This is a genomic window from Bosea sp. (in: a-proteobacteria), from assembly GCA_023910605.1.
In the GTDB taxonomy this organism is placed as follows: domain Bacteria; phylum Pseudomonadota; class Alphaproteobacteria; order Rhizobiales; family Beijerinckiaceae; genus Allobosea.
This window is the reverse complement of the sequence record JAAVVV010000001.1, coordinates 127,456-150,455: the sequence shown is the minus strand read 5'-3', so window position 1 is coordinate 150,455 and position 23,000 is coordinate 127,456. Positions and strand designations below refer to the sequence as shown.

Sequence of the window (23,000 nt, the reverse complement as noted above, 5' to 3'; positions counted from 1 at the left end):
CGGGCATGTCTTCGAGGCGCTGGGCTATCGGCGCTTCGAATGGAAGTGCGATGCACGCAATGTGCCCTCCCGGCGCGCTGCGCTGCGCTTCGGCTTCACCTTCGAGGGCATCTTCCGCAAGCACATGGTGGTGAAGGGCGAGAGCCGCGACACGGCCTGGTTCTCGATCACGGATCCGGAATGGCCGGCCGTGCAGGCGCGGCTGCAAGCCTGGCTGGACCCGGCAAACTTCGACGACGAGGGACGGCAGAGGCGCCGGCTGGAAGCCTGCTGATTCAGGCCCGCGCCGGGGAGCGCACGCCAGATAGCAGCAGCGCGCCGGCCGTGAAGAAGAGGATCAGCACGGCAAGCCCTGCCGCCTGGCTGTCGGCCAGATCGGTGGCCAGCGCCACCAGCGTGGGGCCCATGAAGCTCGTGACCTTGCCCGACAGGGCGAAAAGCCCGAAGAACTGGCCGGACTTCTCAGGCGGCGAGAGCCTGGCGAGCAGGCTGCGCGAGGCCGCCTGCATCGGGCCGGCGACAAGGCCGATCACGAGGCCGAGGCCGAGATAGGCCTGTTCGGGCAGGCTGGCGAACAGGCCGTCGCCCGCCGTGCCGCCGGCGACCGGGATCACGAACAGGACATGCTCGCGCCCGAGTGACAGGATGCCGATGCAGGTGATGATCAGGATGAGGACAGAGCCCATGATCACGTGCTTGGCCCCGATCCTGTCATCGAGCCAGCCGCCGGCCAGCGCCCCGGCCGTGCCGGTGACGGTGAGCAGAATGCCGAAGATGCCGACCTCGATCGTGGACCAGCCAAAGACGCCGGCCGCATAGATCGCGCCGAAGGCGAAGAGCGCGACGAGGCCATCCTGATAGATCATGTTGGCGATGAGGAAGCGGGCCATGGACGGCCAGCGGCGCACCTCCGCGAGCGTGGCCTTGAGCTGGCAGAAGCCCTTTGAAGCGGCCTCGCCCAGGCGCATGCCCGTGCGCGGCATGTCGGGCGTGAACAGGAAGAGCGGCGTCACGAAGATGACGAACCAGAGCGCGGTGAGCGGCCCGCTGATCCGGTCGCCCTCGCGCATGGCGGGATCGAGGCCCAAGGCGGGCTGCAGGCCGAGCAGCGTGCGGCCCGTCTCCGGGCTGGCGGCGAGGAAGCCGAGCACCAGGATGAGCGAGACGAGCCCGCCCAGATAGCCCATGGCCCAACCGGTCCCGGACAGGCGCCCGATGCGGTGGGGCGGCGCCAGCCGCGTCATCATGGCGTTGTTGAAGACGGTGGCGAACTCGGCGCCGATGGTGGCGATGATGAAGCCGGCGAGGGCAATGGGGATTGCGGAGGGATGGCCCGGCACGGCGAACCAGAGCAGGCTGGAGCCCAGCACCAGAAGACCGCCAAAGACGGCGATCCACGGCTTGCGCGGGCCGGTCATGTCGGCCACGCCGCCGAGCAGCGGCGACATCAGGGCGATGCACAGGCCCGCCGCGCCGGTGGCGTAGCCCCAGAGCGCCTGCCCCTGCGCCGGGCTGGAGGCCAGCGCCGATGCGAAGAAGGGAGCGAAGATGAAGGTGGTGATCAGCGTGAAGAAGGGCTGGGCCGACCAGTCGAACATCACCCAGGCCGCGACGGCGCGGCGCGGCGGATAGGATGCCGCCCCATCAGGACCAGCGCCCGGCGGCGAAGCCGCGCCGGCGCCGGAAAGCGCGCCCGCCCGAGCGCTCACTGCAGCGTCGTGTCGGAATCGGAGCCGCCGCGCGCCAGCTCCATCTCGGTGATCGCCACCAGCATCTCGGCCCGCGTCTTGAGGTCGGATGCCTCGAGCAGGGCCTGTTTCTCCTTGGCGCCGAAGGGCGCCATCATCGAGAGCGCATTCACGAGCGCCTCGTTCGGCGCCTCGTTGACGCCCTTCCAGTCGATCTTGAGCTCATTCGCGGCCGCGAATTCCTTGAGCGCGCGCAGCAGGCCGACCCGGTCGACGCCCGCCTCGCCGGCACGCGCCTCGAAATCGCTGATGAAGCGATCATAGCTGACGCGGGCCTGGCGATAGGGCGTCATGGCCTGCAGCTCTTCCACCAGCTCGAACCGGGCCACGCCGGTCAACGTGAGCAGGTATCGCCCGTCCCCGGTCTCGGCGAGTTGGGTGATGCGGCCGATGCAGCCGATGGCGTAGAGCGAAGGCGTCAGCCGCGTGGCCTCCGCCGCCTCCTCATTGGGCTGGATCATGCCAATCAGCCGATGGCTGCGCAGCGCGTCATCGATCATGGCGAGGTAGCGCGGCTCGAAGATGTTGAGCGGTATCTGGCCGCGCGGCAGGAGAAGGGCTCCGGGCAGCGGGAAGAGCGGGATGGTGGCGGGGCAATCCCCGGGGCCTCGATACACGGCGTTCATGCTCATGATGCCTTCACGCTCCGGTCGTGCCCGCCGATCACGAGAACAGCACCGTCGACAGCTTGCGCCGGCCTGCGATCGCTGCATCGTCCATGGGGCCCCAGGCCTCGAAGAACTGGACAAGCTGCTTGCGCGCGCCATCCTCCCGCCATTGCCGATCGGCCTTCACGATGGCGATGAGATGGTCGACCGCCTCATCGCGGCGGCCATGGGCGTTAAGCGCCAGGGCCAGGTCGAAGCGCGCCTGATGATCCTTGGGGTTGGCGTCCACGGCCTTCATCAGGCCGCCGACATCGCCAAGCGCCGCCGCCTGCTCGGCCAGTTCGATCGCGGCGCGCACGCCGCTCAGCGCCGGATCGGCGGTCTTTTCGGGCGGCGCAAGTGCCAGAATCTGCCGCGCGGCGTCGAGATCGCCCATATCGAGCTGGAGCTTGGCCATGCCGGCGATGGCGGCGAGATTCGCAGGCTCCTGCGTGAGGACAGCGGCGTACAGCTCCATGGCGCTGGCTGGATCGCCCGCCGCGGCTGCCTGTCCGGCTGCCTCGATCATCTCGGCGGCCGGGCCGGGCCCGACCGGCCCCACCAGCTTCTCGATGAACTGCCTGATCTGGCTTTCCGGCACGGCGCCCATGAAGCCGTCGACCGGCTGTCCCTTGGAGAAGGCAATGACGGCCGGAATCGACTGGATGCCGAGCTGGCCCGCGATCTGGGGATGCTCGTCGATGTTCATCTTGACGAGCTTCACCTTGCCGCCAGCGGCCTTGACGGCCTTTTCGATGACGGGGGTGAGCTGCTTGCAGGGCCCGCACCAGGGGGCCCAGAAATCCACCAGGACAGGCTGCGTCATCGATTCCGTCAGCACATCCTGGCGGAAGCCCTGTGTGGTTGTGTCGCGAATGAGGTTCTGGTCCGCTGCCGGGGCGGGTTGCGGCGTCAAGCCGGTGCTGGCGAACATCGTCACTGTGGGTCCATCCTGGCGGCCGGCCGTGCCGATGCCGCGTCATGCTTGCAAGGTGCAGTCAATGTGGGTGCTCGACCTGACATTGTCCATCCGGCGAGCTGTGTTTTGATCGCTTTTCAGCCTTCTGCGGGCGGCTCGGGCAGGCGCACCGGCAAAGGCTCGTGGCCGGTGGACCGGAAGAAGGCGAGCAGATCCTGGCGACGCAGCGTGGTGGTCATGGTGTTGACGAGAGGATGGCAGTTGATCTCTTCCGCCTCGAACAGCCGCGCATCCACGATCAGCGTGACATCATGGCCATGGTCGTTGACCAGCGCCAGCGCCGTCACAGATCCGGGCGTGACGCCGAGATAGGTCATCATCTGCTCGGCGCTGCAGAAGGACAGCCGGCCCGAGGCGCCGATGGCCTCATGCAGGCGCTTGAGGTCAATTCGCCGCTCATGCTCGGCCACGACGAGGAACAGCCGCCCCTTCTTGTCCTTGAGAAAGAGGTTCTTGGTGTGCGCTCCGGGGATGTGGCCGGTGAGATGCCGGCTCTGCTCCACCGTGAAGGCAGCTTCATGCGTGGTCGTCAGGGCCTCGATCCCGAGCCCATGCAGGCGCGCGAGAAGCTGCGCGGGCGTCAGGGGGGTCTGTTCGGCCGGGCGCACGGCGGCGTCGCCAAAGGGCGTGGAGGTCTCGTCATGCATCGGATCGTTCCGGATGGTGGGCGGGCTGGCGCTTCATGCCGCGCCGGACCGGTGCAAGGCAAGGCTTCAAACTTGTTCGCAAAAGGGGCTTGCAGAGCCGCAGCGTTTGAGGCAAAGAACGCGCCTCGTCAGCGCCCAGCCGCCGGCGGGCCCACACGGATGCGGGTGTAGCTCAGTGGTAGAGCACGACCTTGCCAAGGTCGGGGTCGAGGGTTCGAATCCCTTCGCCCGCTCCAGGTCAATTCTCAGGCCCATGGCCTGGCTCGCCCCGCGCCACCACGCGGGGCGATTTGCGTTCCGGCGGCTCGACAAGCAGAGGGCTTTGCGGCATGCCGGCCCTGACGATCGCGCCCCTCGCCCGATCAGGAGATTTAGCCGCCATGGCCAAGCTGTCCGCACGTGATGCCGCCGAAGGGTGGCCGCTGCTGCTGCGGCTCTGGCGCGAGGAGGTTCGGCCCCATCGCTTCCAGCTCCTGCTGGTGCTGGGGCTGGTGCTGCTGATCGCGGGCACGACAAGCCTTTACCCGGTCCTCATCAAGCTCGCCTTCGATTCGTTCACGACCGGCGCCGAGGGCACCGCCGTGCCCGTGCTGAACACGATCCGCGGCTGGCTGGTGGGGGTGACGGGCGGCGCCGTGGGCCCCATCCATGTCATCGCTGTTCTGGTCGTGATCGTGACATCGATGAAGGGCTTCTCGCTGATGGGGCAGATCGTGCTGACCAATGCGGTGGTCACGCATGTCGAGGCTAGCATGCAGGGGCGGCTCTATGTGCATCTGGTCGATTCCGACCTCGCGCAGTCCCAGCGCGAGAGCCCGGCCGCTCTCACCCAGCGCTTCACCACCGATTTCGCCTTCGTGCGCGAGGCGTTGACGCGCGTGATCAACATCGCGGTCCGCGATGGCATCACCGCGATCGGCCTTTTCGGGGCGATGCTGTGGATCGACTGGCAGCTCACCCTCGTCGCCATCGTTGTGGTGCCCTTCGTGGCCGGCCCCATCATCGCGATCGGCAGGAAGCTCAGGCGCGTGGCCACGAGCCACCAGGAGCAGAGCGGCATCATGGCGGCGCTGGTGGCGGAAGGGCTGCAGGGCGCCCGGTCGGCCAAGACCGACCAGCTCGAGCCCTATCTCAAGGAGCGCGCGCGCGGCACATTCGATCTGCTCCGGCGGCTGAGGATGAAGGCGATCAACGTCAAGGGCCGGATCGAGCCGCTGCTCGAGGTCGGCGGCGGTTTCGCGGTGGCGGTGGTGCTGTTCATCATCGGCATCAGGGTCAACTCGGGCTCTGGCACGATCGGCGACTTCACGGGCTATGTGACCGCGCTGCTGCTGGCCGCGCAGCCGCTGCGCGCCATGGGCAACCTCAACGCCGTGGTGCAGGAGGCGCTCGCCGCGCTCAAGCGCTACTACGGCACGCTGGACGAGCCGGCGCGGATCACCGAGCGGGCCGATGCGCGCCCGCTTGCGCTCGGGCAAGCGGGGCTGAGCTTCGACAACGTGTCATTCGGTTACCGGGACGATCAGCCGGCGGTGACGGGGCTCAGCCTCGAAGCGCCGGGCGGCAAGGTGACGGCGCTGGTCGGCCGGTCAGGATCGGGCAAGTCGACGCTGCTGGCCCTGGTTCCGCGACTTTACGATGTCGGCTCGGGCGCGGTCCTTGTGGATGGTCAGGATGTCCGGACGGTGACGTTGAAATCGCTGCGATCGAGCATCGCGGTGGTGTCGCAGGATGTGATCCTTTTTGACGACACCATCCGCGCCAATATCGCCTTTGGACGGCCGGGCGCCAGCGAGGCGGAGATCATGGCCGCCGCGCAATCCGCCGCCGCGCACGATTTCGTGATGCGCCTGCCCGACGGCTACGAAACCCGTGTGGGAGACCGCGGCGGGCGGCTCTCGGGCGGGGAGCGCCAGCGGATCGCCTTGGCGCGCGCGATCCTCAAGGACGCGCCCATCCTGCTGCTGGACGAAGCCACGAGTGCGCTCGACGCCGAATCGGAGCGGCTGGTGCAGGATGCGCTGGCGCGGCTGATGAAAGGGCGAACCACGCTTGTCATCGCGCACCGGCTCTCGACCGTGCGCGATGCCGACCAGATTGCGGTGATGGAGCAGGGGCGGATCGTCGAGACAGGCGCCCATGCCGAGCTGATCGCGCAGCATGGCGCCTATGCGCGCCTGCACAGGCTGCAGACGCTCGAGGCCTGAGGCCGGCCTATTCGCGGCGCACCAGCCGGTCGACGAGAAGGCTGGCCCAGAAGCCTTCATGGAAGGACGCTTCCAGCGCCGCCGGATCATAGATGTCGCGCACCCAGTCGATGAAGCCGATGCCCCTGGCCTCGCCTTCACGCTCATAGGCATCGAGGAACGCATCGAGGATGCCGGTCTTGGCAAGACGGACATGGCCGTATCTGAGCGAGAGCTGGCGCTTGGCCTCCGCCACCGGGCGACCCTGATGGACCAGCAGATACAACGCCGAGAACATGCCAGCGCGGTCCGCGCCCGACTTGCAATGGGCCAAAGCCGGGTAGGTGATCGAGGCGAAGAAGTCGGGCAGGGAGAGAAGGGTCTCGCGGTCCGGAGCGCCGCGCGAGCGGATGGTGATCTCGCGCAGCTCGACGCCGTTGCGCTCGCAGGCCTCGCGCTGCAATGGCCAGGCGCCGTGCTCGCGTCCGCCGCGCAGGTTGATGATGGTCTTCACGCCCTCGCGGGCGGCGCGGCGGATGTCATGAGGCGCCGGCTGCGCCGAGCGCAGGAAAGCGGGGCTGACGCGCCGCTCGTTAACATAGATCAGCCGCAGGATGCCATGATCCACGAACAGCATGTTGATCCAGGCATCGAAACGCTGCCGCGCGCTGGTCAGGGGCTTGTCCCAGCGCCGGATGCGCTCGAGCCGCGCGCTGGCGCGGGCCTTTGGTCTGAATATGCTCAACACGCGCTGCATCCGCCCCATGGCCCACAGATAGGGCGCTTCTCGCCCGGCCTCAACGGGCCAGGCCCCGGCAGGGCTGCGAACGCCTTCGTCAATGGCGGAAATGCCTGTGGCCGGTGAAGATCATGGCGAGCCCGGCCTCGTCGGCGGCGCGGATCACCTCGTCATCGCGCATGGAGCCGCCGGGCTGAACCACCGCTGTTGCGCCGGCCTCGGCTGCGGCGATCAGGCCATCGGCGAAGGGAAAGAAGGCGTCCGACGCCACGACCGAGCCCTTGGCGAGGCTTTCGGGCAGGCCGGCCGACCTTGCCGCCTCCCCGGCCTTCCAGGCAGCGATCCGTGAGGAATCCACCCGGCTCATCTGTCCTGCGCCAATGCCGACGGTGGCGCCGTCGCGGGCATAGACGATGGCGTTGGACTTCACGTGCTTAGCGACGCGGAAGGCGAAGCGCAGATCCTCAAGCTCGCGCGCGCTTGGCACGCGGCGCGTCACGACCTTCAGTTCCATGTCGTCGATCACGGCGTTGTCGCGCGACTGCACCAGAAGCCCGCCGGCCACGGCCGCCAGAGACAGGCCTGGCTCGCGCGGATCGGGCAGGCTCCCTGCCAGCAGCAGGCGCAGGTTCTTCTTGGCGGCGATGATGGCGATGGCCTCTTCGCTGGCATCAGGCGCGATGATGACCTCGGTGAATATCTCCACGATGCGGCGCGCGGCCTCGGCATCGAGCGTGCCGTTGAGCGCGACGATGCCGCCGAAGGCCGAGACCGGATCGCATGCAAGGGCCGCCTCGTAGGCCTGAGCCAACGTGGCGCCCTTCGCAACGCCGCAGGGGTTGGCGTGCTTGACGATGACGCAGGCCGGGCCCTGGGCGGGATCGAACTCCGCCACGCACTCATAGGCCGCGTTGGTGTCGTTGATATTGTTGTAGGAGAGCTGCTTGCCCTGCACCTGCCGGGCGCTCAGCACGCCCGGCCGCACTGACGGGCCCTGGTAGAGCGCGGCGTGCTGGTGCGGATTCTCCCCGTAGCGCAGCGGGGAGGCGAGCTGCCCGCCAAAGGCGCGGAAGGCGGGGGCTGTCTCTCCAAGCTCGGCCGCGAACCAGTTGGAGATCGCCGCGTCATAGGCCGCCGTGCGGGCATAGGCCTTCTGCGCAAGCTTGCGGCGCAGGCTGAGCGTCACAGCCCCGCGATGGGCGCCCATATCGGCGAGGATCGCGGCGTAATCGGCCACATCCACCACCACGGCCACGTCATGATGGTTCTTGGCGGCGGCGCGGATCATGGCGGGGCCGCCGATGTCGATGTTCTCGATGCAGTCATCGGCCGGCTTGCCGGCGGCGACAGTCGCCTCGAACGGATAAAGATTGACCACGAGCAGGTCGATGGCCGCGATGCCGTGCGATAGCATCGCGGCCTGGTGCTCCGGGTTGGCGCGGATGGCCAGAAGCCCGCCATGAACGCCGGGGTGCAGCGTCTTGACCCGGCCGTCCATCATCTCGGGAAAGCCGGTCAGGTCGGAGACATCGCGCACCGCAAGGCCGGCCGCCGCCAGCGCGGCACGCGTGCCGCCGGTGGACACAAGCTCGACGCCTGCCGCAACGAGCGAGCGGGCGAAATCCTCGAGCCCGGTTTTGTCCGACACGGAGATGAGGGCGCGGGCGATGCGGCGAGTTTGATGTGGCATGGAAGTCAACAGTCCCCCGCGGGCCGTGCGTGTTGGCGCCGCCCGCGTTAAGGCTGGACGCTCCGGCCCTGCCTCATGATCGAAGGCGTGCGGCTAGCACACACGGGCCATGGAATACAGCCCCGGCGGCTGGCCCCCGTTCCCGGCTTGTGGAGGGGCGCAGCCCCTCGCGGCCTCAGAAGGAGGCGCGCACGCCGAGCTGGCCAGTGTGCCGGACCAGATTGCGGTCGCCGAAAGAGGCGCGGTAATCGGCGGTCAGCACCCAGCCGGAGGAGAGCTGCGAGGAGACGCCAAGCCCCATCATGAGTCCGGGGCCGCGCGCGTCGTTCACCACGCTGCGGAAAGACCGGGCGGTGTTGCCGATCAAGCGCGCCGACGCCGTGTTGCCGGTATGGCTGAGATAGCGCTCGTAGCCGATCACGGCGCTGACGCTGATCTTGCGCTCGGCGGTGTTGACGATGTGCGCCGTCGCACGAAGTTCGCCGCCGGCGACCAACGCGCCAAGTCCGCGCGAGCCGATCGAGAGCGGGGCGACGATGCCGGTTTCGGCGATGCTGCCGAGATTGCCGCCAATCCAGGCGAGGCGCGCCCGCGGCGAAAGCTCGAACATGCCGAAGCCATGGACCGTGCCCGCCTCGATGCCGGCATTGTAGGCGACCGCGGTGGCGGTGCTGCGGTTGGTGAGCGGACCGATCGTGGTGCGCTCCATCTCCGAGAACTGGGTAACCCCGAGGCCAGCGCCGCCCTTGGCGAAGAAGACGCCCGAGGTGTAGACAGCGCCCACATCGAAGGCCGCGTTGAAAGTGGTGGCGTTAAGCACGCCGCCCGCCTTGAGCGTGCCGAGGCCCACCGATCCGCTGGCCGCAAGGCCCCAGTTCGCGGTCAGGGCGCGATTGAGGCCGAAATTCACGCCATAGGTCGAGGACCGCACACCCGGCCGCGTGACGGAGGCGTCGGAGTTCGAGACGCCGCCATGGACATTGACGAAGTAGTCATTCACGCCGATCTGGCCGAAGCGAACGCTGTCGAGACGATCAAAGGCGCGGGACATGCCCACGCGCCGCTCGTCGAGCGCGTTCTCGCCAAGCGCCGAATAGACCCCGGCCAGAACGGGGGCGTTCAGATACTGCCCGACCACAGCCGCGACAAGCCTGTGACTGGCTGCTGTGGGGTGAACGCCATCCCAGAAAGCAAAGCCGTTTTGCGCGGCGGGGTTTGTGACGCAAGCCAGTGTCGCAATGCAGGATGAGGCCGCGTTGGTGAAGCCGAAGCTGCCTGGGCTCGCCTGAAGCGCGTTGAAAACGCCCGCTATATCCACCGAAATGAGGTTGGCGCCGGGCGCGCCGGCCGCCGCCGCGCCAAGCGAGCTGGCGAGGACGCTGTTGAACACAGAGGAGCTGAAGCCCGCGAGCCCAGCGGCCGGGCCGTCGGCAAATTGAGGCAAGGTGCCGAAGTTCGTCAGGTTGAGCACGATGATGGTCTGCGCCCCTGCCGCAGCCAGCTGACCGGCCTGGGCGCCGACATTGTTCGCGGCGGCGGTCGCGGTGGCCTGCATCACTGCCTGGGCCGTCGCGGGATTGCCCCCTGCGATCGGCAATTGCTGGAATATGTCGTTGGCGCCGGCCCAGAGCGTGGCCGTGGCGCCGACGCCAAAGGCGCCGCCACGGGCCAAATAGGCGCCGATCTGCGTGCCGCTTCCCGGAGGCAGTGCCACCAGCGCGTCGGTGCGCGCGCCGCCGAACGCGAAGTTCGTGCTGACGGCGTTGTTGACGGGCGCAACGGGGGAGAACCTGTTCATCGGCGTGACGGCCAGCAACTCCACCCAGGTGGGGCCATTGGAAAAGCGCCCGCTGAAATAGGGAAGCGGCGGATTGCCTGTGGCGGCGAACAGGTTGCCATTGTCCGAAAGGCTGTCGCCAAACGCCACATAGCGCTGCTGAGCCAGCGCGCTGGTTGACAGAAACGCGAAGGCAAGGGCCACAAGGCCGGTGTTCTTGAGCATGTTTGCCCCCCAGGCACGACGCAACACGACTGCATTTGAATGCAGTTCATTGTTCATATCTGAACTATTCAGACTCACTGCTTCGAAGGCAAGCCGCCCGCAGCCTGCCGCGTCCAAAGCTTTCGGAGCGTTGCCACAAGGACACACCGCGCCACGCCGCACTGCACGGAGCGGTCTGGCCATTCGCCAGGGGCCGCTTTAGGGTGCGCGCCGCCGACGCCCAGGACGTTTTGCCCCATGCTTCCCGATATCCGCGACCATGGCCGATTGAGCGCCGCCTTCCGTTGGCGCATACCGGCGCGCTACAACATCGGGGTGGATGTCTGCGACCGCTGGGCCGCGGCGGACCCGACCCGTGTGGCGGTGATCGAGGTGGGCGCGGGCGACACGGTCTCTTCCTTCACCTTCGGCGAGCTTCGTGAGCAGTCCAACCGGCTCGCCAGCGCCCTCGCTGCACGGGGCCTGAAGCCGGCAGACAGGGTGGCGATCCTGCTGCCGCAGGGCCGGGCGGTGCCGATCGCGCATGGGGCTGTCTACAAGCTGGGCGCGATTGCGGTGCCGCTGGCTGCGCTGTTCGGGGTGGATGCGATCGCCTACCGCCTCGCCGATGCCGGCGTGAAGGCCCTGATCACCAATGCGGCGGGTCTGGCCAAGGCGCGGTCCTCTGGCGCGGCGGACCAGGTGGAGATCTTGATCTCGACCGATGGCGCGGATGGGACGGCCGAGGATTTCATGGCGGTGATCGCGGCCGCGAGCCCTGACTTCAGCGCCATCGACAGCGGCCCGGACGACCCCGCCCTGATGATCTACACCTCTGGCACGACGGGAAACCCGAAGGGCGCGTTGCATGGGCACCGGGTGCTTCTGGGTCATCTGCCGGGCGTGCAGCTGCCGCACGAGTTCCTGCCCCGGCCGGGCGACAGGCTCTGGACCCCGGCCGACTGGGCCTGGGCCGGGGGCTTGCTCAACGTGATGCTGCCGGCGCTGCATTTCGGCGTGCCGGTCGTGGCGCGGGCCTCGGCCAAGTTCGATCCCGACGAGGCCTTCGACCTGATGGCCCGGCACGAAGTGCGCAATTGCTTCGTGCCGCCGACCGCGCTGCGGATGCTGCGCGCCGTGCCCAACCCGCGCGGGCGCCACGCGCTCGCGCTGCGCACCATCGGCTCGGGCGGCGAATCATTGGGAGCGGAGACGCTGGCCTGGGCGCGAGAGGCGCTGGGTCTCACCGTCAACGAATTCTATGGCCAGACCGAATGCAACCTGGTGCTGGCATCCTGTGCGGCGATCGGGGTGTCGAAGCCCGGCTTCATCGGCAAGGCGGTGCCAGGCCACAACGTGGCGGTCATCCGGCCGGACGGCGCCCAGTGCGAGGCCGGCGAGGAGGGGCAGATCGCGGTGGCGCGCCCCGATCCCGTGATGTTCCTCGGCTACTGGAACCGGCCCGAGGCCACTCGGGCCAAGTTCGTTGGCGACTGGATGACCACGGGCGATCAGGGCATCTGCGATGATGAGGGCTATGTCCGGTTCGTGGGGCGCGATGACGACGTCATCACCTCGTCGGGCTACAGAATCGGACCGGGCGAGATCGAGGATTGCCTGATCACGCACCCGGCGGTCGCGCTGGCGGCGGTGGTGGGCAAGCCCGATCCGCTGCGCACGGAAATCGTCAAGGCTTTCGTGGTGCTGGCGCCGGGCTTCTCGCCGTCGGATGCGCTCATCGCCGAGATCCAGGCCTTTGTGAGGGCGCGGCTGGCGGCGCATGAATATCCGCGTGAGATCGTGTTCCGCGAGGATCTGCCGATGACCACGACGGGCAAGATCATCCGGCGTGCGCTGCGGGCTACCGACTGAACCTCCCGCGAAGGGCGCGCAGCGCGGAGCGTGCGCGGCGGCGCCACTGCTCGTGGCGGAGGGCAGAAGGGGCGCGGGCATCAAGCCCGAGAACCAGATCGCCGATCCGGACGCGGCCCTTCCAGACCCGCTCGATCATGGCGTGGCCCGGCACCGCGCAGGAATCGATGAAGCTGGCGGCCTCGTCCTCGTACAGCATCCGGCCCACTGCGTCGCTCAGCAGCGCGCCGGGCGAGCAGGGCTGCAAGGCCTCGTCATGGGCGATCTTGAGGAACCAGCGCTGGCCGCCGCTAGCCAGCACGAGCCCTGCCGCGACCACGCCGCAGCCTGCCTGCAGGACATGCACGGCGACCTGGCCGTTCTGGCTCAGGGCCCGCGTCAGCATGCGGACATAGGCGCAGTCGCGGGTCTGCGTCAGGATGGCGGTGCCGCGCCGGCCTTTCCAGCCGCTGGCCTCCAGCGCGAGGAAGACCTCCATCAGGTCGCGCACGTCCTCGGGCCGGCGCGCGGTCACCAGAGTAAGGTCGCCATGGGCGGACAGACGCCTTGCATCCCGCGCGAGACTTCCGCTCATGGTCTGAGGCGCGCCGGCATCCTTCCACAGGCAGGCCCGGGCGTGGACGCCAAGCTCATGGCTCTGCAGTCCGGAGAGAGCGGCGGCCGCGCGCAAGGCCCTGGCCGCAGGCCCTTCGAGCGGGATCTGGTTGAACAGGGCAGCGGCGGGGGGCAGGGGAAGGTTCTTCAGGCCCACGATCAGGGCGCAGGCCGCCTCCACGGCCAGCTGTCGATCCAGCAGCGGCGCGCCACAGCCGCCATAGCGGAACGCGAAGCCCTTTGCGATGCGGCTTCCCATGCGCCGGCGTGGCCTCAGCATCGGCCAGAAGGCCAGGAGGCGCGGGCCGACCAAGCCGCGCGGATCCCAGACCAGCACGGCCGCATGACCCGCAGCCTCGGGCAAATGCTGCTGTGCGGCCAGGATGATGTCGGGTTCGAAGAAGACGTTCGGCTCGATCGCCGCCTCGGCCAGCGCGCGCCAGGGCTGGACGATGCTGCGGCAGGCCGCCAGCGAGCGCAGCTCGACGACAAGATCGCCCACCTGCATGGCCAGCGATTGAGGCTCCCCCGCAAGGGACTGCGGACGCCGGGCCGGTTCCGCTCCGGCCAGGAAACCGCTGTATCGAAGCGGATCAATCTCGAGATGCGCCATGACGCCGCCAGACTCCCTTGCCCTGTTCCGGCCCTGCCCTGCGCCGGCACGAGACAACTCGTGAGGCTAGGGCGGGGCCTTTGCCTTATGGTTACAAAAGTCTTGCCAGCAGGCGATGCGCCATCTCGGCGTGCCGAGGCGCTTTCGTGGCGCGAGGGCAGGTCAATTGCGGCAGGGCGCGGCTTTGGTCCTGGCAGCTGTCGGTGAACCGCGCCTCAACCCCGGCCGAGGAACGCCGCCCAGAGCTTCTCGACCACGGCCGGGTCGAGCCCGCGCACGATGAGCACGAGCCGCGAGCGGCGGTCCTCGGAGGGCCAGCCGGCCAGCACCACGGGCGGATGCATGATTTGCTGGGCGGCATGGAGTACAAGCGGCGCGCCGGGATGTTCGGCCACGTTGACGATGCCCTTGAGCCGCAGAAGCCTGGGCCCATGCGTGGACCGCAGAAGCGACCAGAACAGGTCCAATGTCTGCGAGCGGATGGGATGCTCGGCGATCAGCGCAAAGGCGCGGACATCCTCGCCATGGCGCGAGGGGTCGTGGCCATGGGCGCGCGAGGGGTCCAGCACCGCCTCGATGGCGAGCCAGGCCTCGACCTCTGCCGGATGCGCGGCGAGGTCATAAAGACCAAGCCCGATCAGGGCAGCCGCCTCAGCCTCGCCCTTCGCAGCCAGCACCTGGCGTGCGCCGGGATTAAGGCTCGCCAGCAGGCTTTGGAGCGCTGCGGGCGGCCGGCCATCAGGCAGGAGGTCGGTCTTTGTGAGCACCAGACGGTCTGCGACCGCGACCTGGCGGACAGCCTCATCCTGCGCCTGCAGCGTGGCCTCGCCATTCACCGCGTCCACGACGGTGATGACCCCGTCGAGCTGGTAGCGCCGGGAGAGATAGGGGTGCATCAGCACCACGTGCAGGATCGGCACAGGGTCGGCGATGCCCGTGGTCTCGATCACGACGCGGCGAAAGGGCGCGATGCGGCCGTTGTCGCGGCGGCGCAGCAGATCCTCCAGCGTGTTCACGAGGTCGCCGCGGATGGTGCAGCACAGGCAGCCCGATTCCATCAGGATCATGCCATCGCCCGCGCCCTCGATGAGAAGGTGATCGAGGCCGACCTCCCCGAACTCGTTGACGATGACGACGGTGTCGGCAAGCTCGGGCGCGCGCAGCAGCCTGTTGAGCAGCGTCGTCTTGCCGGCGCCAAGAAAGCCGGTGAGGATCTGGAGCGGCAGGGGGGCCGGCCGCGCGGCCTGAAGGGTCAGGTTCACGCCTTGACAGGTGGCCCATCGCGCCGCGCCGGGCAAGGGGGCATTCGCTCATCGCCGCGCATGTCCTCCCGGGGCCGGCTGATGAAGCGTCAGCGCTGGCCGCGCCCCGCGAGGATGCCGTTGAGCGCGATGGCCGCCAGCACGAGCAGCCCGCCGACATACTGCCAGGCCACCAGCCTCTCGCCCAGGATGAGGGCGGCGAACAGGCTGGCGAAGAGCGGCTCGGCGCAGAAGGTGAGGCCGGCGACGGCGGCCGAAATGCGCGCCAGCGAGAGCAGCTGCAGCGCGATCGAGATGATGTAGGCGCCCAGCGTGACCGCCACCGCCACAGGCGCGGCCGCGAAGATGGCAGGTCCGTGGAAGCCGCCGATGGCCGCCAGCGTCGCCATCACGCCAGGCAGGACGAGAAGATGGCCCCAGAACAGCTTGGCGACCATCGGCGTGGCGCGCATCCGCGCCGCCGCGAAGAACTGGACCGCCGCCCCCGCCGCCGCCAGAAGCGCAAGGCCGAGGCCGCGCGGATCCAGGCTTTCGAATCGTGGCCCCACCACAAGCGCAACGCCCGCAAAGGCGAGAAGCACGATGGCGAAGCGCCCGGCTCCGAAATGCGTCCGCTCCACGAAGGGCTCGGCCAGCACGATGATGATGGGGAAGAGGTAGAAGATCACCGCGGCCACGCTGACGGGCAGGAAGGCGACCGAGGAGAGATAGGCGGTGCCGATGACCGAGCTCGACAGGCCGAAAACGACCAGCTGGCCGCGCTCGCCGGGCGCGACCTTCAGGCTCTGCCGGAAGACGACCAGCACGACCGCGATGCAGGCCAGCATCAGGAAAACCCGGTAGAACACCATCAGCGCGCCGCTGATGCCGACTGTCGATGCGATCTGCGCGGTGACGATGTTGAGGCCGTAGCCGGCGCTGCTGCCGATGGCGAAGGCCAGCCCCAGCCTTGCCGACGCAGCCTCGCGCGGTTCGGCGGCGGCGTCAGCGCTCACAGGCGGCGACTGGACATGGCGTCACAGCTCGGCATCGCAGCGGGGGTCTCAGTTCTGGGCCTGCGCCGGGCGGCGCGGGGGCGCAGCGCCGCCGGCCGCGCGCGCAGGCCTGGCTGCAGAAGGCCTGGCTGTAGCGGGCCTGGCTGTAGCGGGCCTTGCCGCAGAAGGCCTGGCCGTAGCAGGTTTTGCCGTAGCGGGCCTTGCGCCAGGCGCGGGGCGGGGCGGGGACATGGAGGCTGGACGCACTGCCTGCGCCGGCTCCTGGCCTGCGCCGGCAAGCGCCGCCGAGCGGGGAGCTGCGGGCGGGCGGATGCCGGCTGCGGCGGAGGGGCGGAGCGGCGCCGGCACCGCTGGCGCACCCATGCCGATGGCGCCCGGCAGGCGGATCGGCCCATCTGCCGCGCCCTGTGAGGCGCGCGTGGCCGCGAAGGCCGCAGCAGCCGCGCCGGCGAGAGCGCCGGGCGCTGCGGGGCTGCGCGCTGTGTCGGACCTGGGCGTCATGCCGGGCGATGCTCCCGCGCCAGCCACTGCGCTGGCAGGGCGGCGCATGACATTGGCGGCAAGCGGCGCCTGCGCCGAGCCGGCGCTGCGGCCATAAGATACCTGTATCGGCGTGAAGGCCTCCCGTGGCCCCAGCGTGATGCGTCCGGCCTGCGCGCGCATGGCGGTTGCGGCCGCCGGGCCGGCGCTGGCGTAAAGCGATACGCCCTCGCCGGCGGAGGCGCCAGGGAAGAACGAGATCGGGCCGGTGGTGTCGGCATCGTCCGCGAGAGGCGCGCCACGGCCGAAGGCCCTGACTTCGGCGCAGATGCTCTGCGCGGTTGTGCCGCTTGGCGGCATGTTCGCGACGCTCCGGCCCCCGCCGCCCCATGAGGAGAAGGCGGCGTCAAGGATCTGGGCGGCCTTGACCGTGCGCTCGGCTCCGGAATAGGCACCGAGCACGACGGCGATCAGCGTGCGCCCCCCGCGCGTGGCGGTGGCCACGACGTTGAAGCCCGAGGCGCAGACGAAGCCGGTCTTGAAGCCGTTGGCGCCGGCATAGCGGCCAATCAACCCGTTGGTGTTGGCGAGCGTGACCCTGCCCAGCTGCACCGCGCCGATGCCCCAGTAATCGGCATGATCGGGAAACTCGCGCAGCATGGTCATGGCGAGGATGGCGAGATCGCGCGCGCTCGACTGCTGCTCGGGATCGTGCCAGCCATTGGGATTGCGGAAGGCGGTGTCGGCCATGCCGAGGCGCCGCGCCTCCGCATTCATCATGTCGACGAAAGCCGGCACCGAACCGCCGACGCCTTCGGCGATGACATAGGCGATATCGTTGGCGGACTTCACCATCATCACCTTGAGGGCGTTGTCGAGCGTGATCTCCTGCCCGGCCTTGATGTAGACCTTGACCCTGGGCTGCCTGGCCGCGAGCGGCGAGGCGGGGATGGCCGTCTCCAGCCCGATGCGCCCCGCGCGGACGGCGCGCAGCGCCACATAGGCGGTCATCATCTTGGTGGTGGAGGCCGGATGCCAGGCGATGTTGGCCTTGTCCTCATGCAGCACTGCGCCGGTCGCGGCATCGACGACAAGGCTGGGTCCAGCGCTCTGCGCAAAAGCCGGAGCGGTCAAGGCCGACATGGCCGTCGCGACCGCCGCGAGCAGGAAAAGCTTTGACGTGTGCATGGATCCTTCAGGAAGGCGGGAGATCAGGAAAAACCGAGCGATTGCCTTGCATACCTAGCGGCCATGCAGCGATTTGCCTAGCGGGCTGCGGCGCGGCCGTGTGAAACAGGCGAAGCCGCCTTTTTCGTGGCCAAGGTCGCAATCTTGCGTCCGAGGCCTGCCTCCACTGGCTCCGTACCTGACCTTCGTCCCGCCGGATCGCTCATGTCGCTGCTCTGGATTCCTGCAACGCTGATCGCGGCCTCGGCCCAGACCGCGCGCAACGCCACGCAGCGCTCGCTGACCCAGCAGATCGGGGTCATCGGCGCCACCCAGGTGCGCTTCGTCTTCGGCTTTCCCTTCGCGGTTCTGTTCCTCGCGCTCGCCTGCGTCATCGCCGGCGCCTGGCCCCCTTCCCTCAACGCGGCGGCGGTCTGGTGGAGCCTTGGCGGAGCGGTGACGCAGATCCTGGCCACAGTGCTGATGCTGGCGGTGATGAAGGAACGCTCCTTCGCGGTGACGACCGCCTACACCAAGACCGAGCCAGTGCAGGCCGCCATCTTCGCGGCGCTGGTGCTGGGCGATCCATTGAGCCCCGCCAAGCTGGCGGCCGTGATCGCGGCCACGGCGGGAGTGCTGCTGATGTCGTTCCGCAAGGGCGAGGACGTGCCGGGCGCGGGGCTCAGGCCGCTTGCTCTCGGCGTCATGGCCGGCGGCTTCTTCGCGCTTGCGGCGGTGTGCTTTCGGGGTGCGATCCTTTCGCTCGACGACGGGGTGTTCTTCCTGCGCGCCTCCACCATCCTTGTCCTCGGGCTTGGCCTTCAGTCGGCGCTGCTCATCGGCTATCTCGCCTTGCGCGACCGGCCCGCACTGATGGGCAGCTTCAGGGTCTGGCGGCCCTCGCTCTTCGCGGGCTTTCTCGGGGCTCTGGCCTCGCAGTTCTGGTTCATCGGCTTTTCGCTGACAGCGGTGGCGAATGTGCGCACGCTGGCGCTGGTGGAGGTCTTCCTTGCCCAGGCCATGTCGCGCCGGCTGTTCGCGGAGAGCGTCATCCTTCGGGAGAAGCTCGGCATGGCGCTGATCGCGCTTGGCGTCGCCGGCATCCTTCTGATCGCCATATAGCCTTTGGCGCCCGCTCGTTTGCGCACGGCTGGGGTGCGGCCGCGCCGCTTGCCGGGCCCTGCATCAGCGACCATGCTATGCTCGAACAAGGGGAGATGCATCGATGAGCGCCGCCATCGTGGGCTGGGCCCACACGCCCTTCGGCAAGCAGGATGCCGAGACTGTCGAGAGCCTGATCGTCCGCGTCGCCAACGAGGCGCTGGCCCATGCCGGGCTTGACGCCGCCGATGTCGACGAGATCGTGCTCGGGCACTTCAATGCCGGGTTCTCGGCGCAGGACTTCACGGCGAGCCTCGTGCTCCAGGCCGATCCGAAGCTGCGCTTCAAGCCCGCGACCCGGGTCGAGAACGCCTGCGCCACCGGCTCGGCTGCGATCCACCAGGCCGCGCGCGCCATCCGCGCCGGCGATGCCCGCACCGTGCTGGTGGTCGGCGTCGAGCAGATGACGACTACCCCCGGCCCGCAGATCGGGCAGAATCTGCTGCGCGCCTCCTACCTGCCGGAGGATGGCGAGACGCCGGCCGGCTTCGCGGGCGTGTTCGGCAAGATCGCGTCGGGCTATTTCCAGCGCCATGGAGACCAGTCCGATGCGCTGGCCCAGATCGCGGCGAAGAATCACCGCAATGGCGTCGCCAACCCTTATGCGCAGATGCGCAAGGATCTCGGCTTCGACTTCTGCCGCGCCGAAAGCGACAGGAATCCGTTCGTGGCGGGGCCGCTCAAACGCACTGATTGCAGCCTTGTTTCGGACGGCGCAGCGGCGCTGGTGATCGCTGACCCCGACACGGCGCGGGGCATGCAGCGCGCGGTCGCCTTCAAGGGCATGGCGCATGTGCAGGATTTCCTGCCCATGTCGAAGCGCGACATCCTCAAGTTCGAGGGCTGCGGCGTGGCCTGGCGCAAGGCGCTTGCGCAGGCAGGCATCAGCCTGGCCGATCTCTCCTTCGTCGAGACCCATGACTGCTTCACCATCGCCGAGCTGATCGAATACGAAGCGATGGGGCTGACGGCCGAGGGCGACGGCGCCCGCGCCATCCGCGAAGGCTGGACCGCGAAGGGCGGCAAGCTGCCCGTGAACCCGTCCGGCGGGCTCAAGTCCAAGGGGCACCCCATCGGCGCCACGGGCGTTTCGATGCACGCGCTCAGCGCCATGCAGCTCATGGGCGAGGCCGGCGACATGCAGATCGGCGGCGCGACCCTGGCCGGCATCTTCAACATGGGCGGGGCGGCCGTGGCCAATTATGTCAGCGTTCTGGAGCGCCTGAAGTAGGCGCCTCTTGCCAGCGGCCCGCGTCAACCGTTACGGCACCACCCACCGTTCGTCAGGACCCGGCCGGAGCAGGATGCTGCGATGAACCGGACTTTGCGCGCGCGGCCAGGCCCTCCGGATGAAAGCTGATCTCGCCTTGCGCATCTTCTTCGCCCTCATCCTCGCCTACATCCTGTCGATCTTCTATCGCTCCTTCCTGAGCGTGATCGCGACGCCGCTGATGGCGGACCTGTCGATCGGCCCTGCGGAGCTGGGGGCGCTGAGTTCGGCCTGGTTCATCACCTTCGCGATCATGCAGTTCCCGGTCGGCTGGGCGCTCGACAGGCTGGGGCCGCGGCTCACGGTCACCGCCTGCATGGCGGTGGGGGCTGTGGGGGCCTTCGGCTTCGCGCTTGCGCCCACGGCGCTGCTTGCCACCGTGTCGATGGCGCTGCTCGGCATTGGCTTCTCGCCGGTGTTCATGGCGGCGCTCTACCTCTTCGCGCGGTCGGGCGCGCCGGGCGCCTTCGCGGGCGTGGCGTCGCTCTTCATCGGGCTCGGCTCGCTGGGCAACCTCATGGGCGCGGCCCCGCTGTCGCGCGCTGCCGACGCCTTCGGGTGGCGGCCCACCATGGTGGGCGTCGCGCTGCTGTTCTGCCTGGCGCTGGCGTTGGCGGCGCTGCTGCTGCGCGATCCGCCGCCGGCGCGGCGCGCGGAAGGCGCTGCCGATGAGGGCGTCATTGCGGGGCTGCGCGCCATCCTCGCCATCAAGGCGCTGTGGTTCATCGCGCCCATCACCTTCTTCGCCTACGCCATCCTCGTGACCACGCGGGGACTCTGGGTCGCGCCCTTCCTGGCGGAGGTCAATGGTCTGGGGCGCGTCGCGCAGGGCAATGGCGCGCTGGTCATGGCCATCGCCATGACGGCGGGCGCCTTCGTCTTTGGATGGGTCGAGAAGCGGGCCGGCGGCCCCAAGCCGACCGTGCTGTGGAGCACGGCGCTGACGGGCCTGCTGTTCGCGGCGCTCGCGCTCAGCGGTCACATGGGCGGGCTATGGGCTGTCGTGCTGTTCGCGGCGATCGGGCTGGCGGGCTTCAACTATGCCATCATCATGGCCCATGCGCGGGGCTTCTTCCCCGACCATCTCATCGGGCGGGGCATGACGACGATGAACTTCCTCTTCATCGCCGGCGCATCCGCGGTGCAGGTCGCATCAGGCTGGTTCATCGCGGTGGAGCGCGAGGCCGGGCTTGAGCCGGCCGCGATCTTTGCGAATCTGCACTGGCTGTTCGCCGCGCTGCTTGCGGTCAGCGTGGCGATCTACGCCAAGGCCCCTGCCAGGCCGTGAACTCCCTGCCAGGCCGTGAACTCCCTGCCAGGCCGTGAACCCGCAGCCGGCCGGAGCCTGGGGTCACGGGTTCAGGCGAGCGCGTCGCCGAGCTGGCGCATGTTGTAGCGCATCATGTCGATGTAGCTCGTTGCGGGTCCGCCGGGCGGGGTGAGCGCATCCGAGTGAAGCGTGCCGCCAATGCGGGCGCCCGTCTCCTGCGCAATGCGCCGCATGAGGCGCTGGTCGGAGATGTTCTCGAGGAACACCGCAGGAATCTTCTCGGCCTTGATCTGGCGGATGATGCGCCCCACCGTCTGCGGCGAGGGCTCGGCGCTCGTCGAAACCCCGCGGGGAGAGATGAAGTTCAGGCCATAGGCGGCCTCGAAATACTGGAAGGCGTCGTGGGAGGTGATGATCTTGCGCCGCTCGGGCGCGATTCCGGCCACCAGCGCCCGCAGCTCAGCGTCCAGCGCGTCGAGCCGGGCGGTGTAGGCGCGGGCGCGGGCCTCGAACCCGTCCTTGCCAAAAGGATCGGCCTCGATCAGCGCAGCGAGGATGTTCGCGACATAGATCCTGGCGTTGCGAACATCCTGCCAGGCGTGCGGATCGTTCTCGCCATGGTCATGGCCGGCGTGGGAATGACCGTGCCCGCCTTTCTCGGCCTTGATCGGCTTGACGCCGCGCGTGGCGGTCACGATCGCGGCCTGGGTTCCCGACGAGCGAATCAGCCGGCTCACCCAGCCCTCGAAGCCGAGCCCGTTGACGAAGACGAGGCGCGCCGCCGCGAGGGCTCGCGCATCGGCGGGCGTTGGGCTGTAGACATGTGCGTCGGCGCCCGGCGCCACCAGCGTGGTCAGGGCTATGCGGTCGCCGCCCACTTCCCGCACGAAATCGGCTAGGATCGAGAAGGTGGCGACCACAGGCAACGGGGCGCTCGTGGCCGCAGGCGCGCCCTGCGCCAGCACCAGGGCGGGACCTGCACCGGCGGGACCTGCACCGGCGGGACCTGCACCGGCGGGATCTGCACCGGCGGCGAGGATCGAACCCATACCCAGGAGAAGATGGCGGCGGTGAAGCATCGGATTCATGTCCTTCAGGCTGGCGGCCCGGACCTGCGAGGCACGGGCGCTTGTGCCGCCCGACCCCAGCCGCTAACGATGCCGGGAGTGCTCGCCGGCTTTTGTGTTATATGATATCATAACATTCGCCTGTCAAATCAGCCCGTCCATTGCGCCTGGATCGCTCCCGATGCCGCAGACCCGCAGCCAGACACTCTCGCCAACCCAGGAGCGCGTGCTCGCGCTGCTGAGCGAGGCGACGCGGCCGCTGACCGCCTACGACCTTCTGGGCCTCCTGCGCAGCGAGGGCGTAAACGCGCCGCCCACCGTCTACCGCGCGCTCGACAAGCTGATGCGCGCGGGCCTCGCCCACCGGATCGAGTCGCTCAACGCCTTCGTGGCCTGCAACCGGCCGCATCATCACGACCTCGCCGCCTTCGCGATCTGCGATGATTGCGGGCTGGTCTCGGAGGTCGCCGACACCGAGCTCGAGGGGCGGCTTGGCTCTCTTGCGGCCCGTTCGGGCTTTCAGGTGGCGCGGGCCATGGTTGAGTTGCGTGGCCATTGCGCGGCCTGCGCTGGGCATCGCTGCGGCCCGGAGGCCGGGCACGCCCATTGAGGGCTCGCGGCTAACCCGTCCT

At 68.8% G+C, this 23,000-nt stretch carries 18 protein-coding genes, 1 tRNA gene and 1 pseudogene; 8 read left to right on the top strand and 12 right to left on the bottom strand.

Annotated features, from left to right (window positions below; translation table 11 throughout):
• Positions 1-4 precede the first annotated feature (4 nt).
• A pseudogene (locus tag HEQ16_00790) lies at positions 5-274 on the top strand (GNAT family N-acetyltransferase).
• Position 275: 1 nt separating this feature from the next.
• Here HEQ16_00790 and HEQ16_00785 read toward each other — a convergent pair.
• The 4 genes from HEQ16_00785 to HEQ16_00770 form a co-directional block, all read right to left on the bottom strand.
• On the bottom strand, positions 276-1,598 hold the full coding sequence (locus HEQ16_00785) for an MFS transporter (GenBank protein MCO4052611.1): 1,323 nt from the start codon (positions 1,596-1,598) through the stop codon (positions 276-278).
• A 107-nt stretch (positions 1,599-1,705) separates the two neighbouring features.
• Positions 1,706-2,380: an LON peptidase substrate-binding domain-containing protein gene (locus HEQ16_00780; protein MCO4052610.1), complete on the bottom strand. Its 675-nt coding sequence runs from the start codon at positions 2,378-2,380 to the stop codon at positions 1,706-1,708.
• A 31-nt stretch (positions 2,381-2,411) separates the two neighbouring features.
• Positions 2,412-3,329: a thioredoxin gene (gene trxA, locus HEQ16_00775; GenBank protein MCO4052609.1), complete on the bottom strand. Its 918-nt coding sequence runs from the start codon at positions 3,327-3,329 to the stop codon at positions 2,412-2,414.
• A 122-nt stretch (positions 3,330-3,451) separates the two neighbouring features.
• Positions 3,452-4,021 (bottom strand): prolyl-tRNA synthetase associated domain-containing protein, encoded by a 570-nt coding sequence (locus HEQ16_00770; protein MCO4052608.1) that lies wholly within the window; start codon positions 4,019-4,021, stop codon positions 3,452-3,454.
• Between the two features lie 161 nt (positions 4,022-4,182).
• Between HEQ16_00770 and HEQ16_00765 the strand changes: the two genes are divergently transcribed.
• Both HEQ16_00765 and HEQ16_00760 read left to right on the top strand, forming a co-directional pair.
• Positions 4,183-4,257, top strand: a tRNA-Gly gene (locus HEQ16_00765).
• A gap of 144 nt (positions 4,258-4,401) precedes the next feature.
• Entirely contained in the window at positions 4,402-6,228 is a 1,827-nt protein-coding gene (locus HEQ16_00760) for an ABC transporter ATP-binding protein (protein MCO4052607.1), read from the top strand.
• A gap of 7 nt (positions 6,229-6,235) precedes the next feature.
• Here the strand turns inward: HEQ16_00760 and HEQ16_00755 are convergent, their stop codons facing one another.
• The 3 genes from HEQ16_00755 to HEQ16_00745 form a co-directional block, all read right to left on the bottom strand.
• A complete protein-coding gene (locus HEQ16_00755) occupies positions 6,236-6,964 on the bottom strand; it encodes a dual specificity protein phosphatase family protein (protein MCO4052606.1) in 729 nt (242 codons plus the stop codon).
• 79 nt (positions 6,965-7,043) lie between these two features.
• Positions 7,044-8,636 (bottom strand): bifunctional phosphoribosylaminoimidazolecarboxamide formyltransferase/IMP cyclohydrolase, encoded by a 1,593-nt coding sequence (purH, locus tag HEQ16_00750; protein ID MCO4052605.1) that lies wholly within the window; start codon positions 8,634-8,636, stop codon positions 7,044-7,046.
• Positions 8,637-8,811: 175 nt separating this feature from the next.
• A complete protein-coding gene (locus HEQ16_00745; GenBank protein ID MCO4052604.1) occupies positions 8,812-10,638 on the bottom strand; it encodes an autotransporter domain-containing protein in 1,827 nt (608 codons plus the stop codon).
• A 237-nt stretch (positions 10,639-10,875) separates the two neighbouring features.
• Between HEQ16_00745 and HEQ16_00740 the strand changes: the two genes are divergently transcribed.
• Complete coding sequence (locus tag HEQ16_00740) at positions 10,876-12,489, top strand: AMP-binding protein (protein ID MCO4052603.1); 1,614 nt, start codon at positions 10,876-10,878, stop codon at positions 12,487-12,489.
• On the opposite strand, the gene HEQ16_00735 is transcribed toward HEQ16_00740, so the two are convergent.
• The 4 genes from HEQ16_00735 to HEQ16_00720 form a co-directional block, all read right to left on the bottom strand.
• Positions 12,479-13,696, bottom strand: coding sequence for a GNAT family N-acetyltransferase (locus HEQ16_00735; GenBank protein MCO4052602.1), 1,218 nt, complete (start codon positions 13,694-13,696; stop codon positions 12,479-12,481). The genes HEQ16_00740 and HEQ16_00735 overlap by 11 nt on opposite strands.
• A 215-nt stretch (positions 13,697-13,911) precedes the next feature.
• Positions 13,912-14,952, bottom strand: coding sequence for a GTP-binding protein (locus HEQ16_00730; protein MCO4052601.1), 1,041 nt, complete (start codon positions 14,950-14,952; stop codon positions 13,912-13,914).
• 95 nt (positions 14,953-15,047) lie between these two features.
• A complete protein-coding gene (locus HEQ16_00725) occupies positions 15,048-15,953 on the bottom strand; it encodes a DMT family transporter (protein ID MCO4052600.1) in 906 nt (301 codons plus the stop codon).
• 48 nt (positions 15,954-16,001) lie between these two features.
• Positions 16,002-17,621 (bottom strand): D-alanyl-D-alanine carboxypeptidase, encoded by a 1,620-nt coding sequence (locus tag HEQ16_00720; protein ID MCO4052599.1) that lies wholly within the window; start codon positions 17,619-17,621, stop codon positions 16,002-16,004.
• A gap of 210 nt (positions 17,622-17,831) precedes the next feature.
• Between HEQ16_00720 and HEQ16_00715 the strand changes: the two genes are divergently transcribed.
• The 3 genes from HEQ16_00715 to HEQ16_00705 all read left to right on the top strand — a co-directional run bounded on the left by HEQ16_00715 (position 17,832) and on the right by HEQ16_00705 (position 21,319).
• Positions 17,832-18,722, top strand: coding sequence for a DMT family transporter (locus HEQ16_00715; protein MCO4052598.1), 891 nt, complete (start codon positions 17,832-17,834; stop codon positions 18,720-18,722).
• A gap of 103 nt (positions 18,723-18,825) precedes the next feature.
• Positions 18,826-19,992: an acetyl-CoA acetyltransferase gene (locus HEQ16_00710; GenBank protein MCO4052597.1), complete on the top strand. Its 1,167-nt coding sequence runs from the start codon at positions 18,826-18,828 to the stop codon at positions 19,990-19,992.
• A 118-nt stretch (positions 19,993-20,110) separates the two neighbouring features.
• The gene (locus HEQ16_00705; GenBank protein MCO4052596.1) at positions 20,111-21,319 is read left to right on the top strand and encodes an MFS transporter; all 1,209 of its coding nucleotides are present in this window, start codon (positions 20,111-20,113) and stop codon (positions 21,317-21,319) included.
• Between the two features lie 71 nt (positions 21,320-21,390).
• Here the strand turns inward: HEQ16_00705 and HEQ16_00700 are convergent, their stop codons facing one another.
• The gene (locus tag HEQ16_00700) at positions 21,391-22,350 is read right to left on the bottom strand and encodes a zinc ABC transporter solute-binding protein (protein ID MCO4052595.1); all 960 of its coding nucleotides are present in this window, start codon (positions 22,348-22,350) and stop codon (positions 21,391-21,393) included.
• Between the two features lie 199 nt (positions 22,351-22,549).
• Between HEQ16_00700 and HEQ16_00695 the strand changes: the two genes are divergently transcribed.
• Positions 22,550-22,978 (top strand): transcriptional repressor, encoded by a 429-nt coding sequence (locus HEQ16_00695; protein MCO4052594.1) that lies wholly within the window; start codon positions 22,550-22,552, stop codon positions 22,976-22,978.
• Positions 22,979-23,000: the final 22 nt, after the last annotated feature.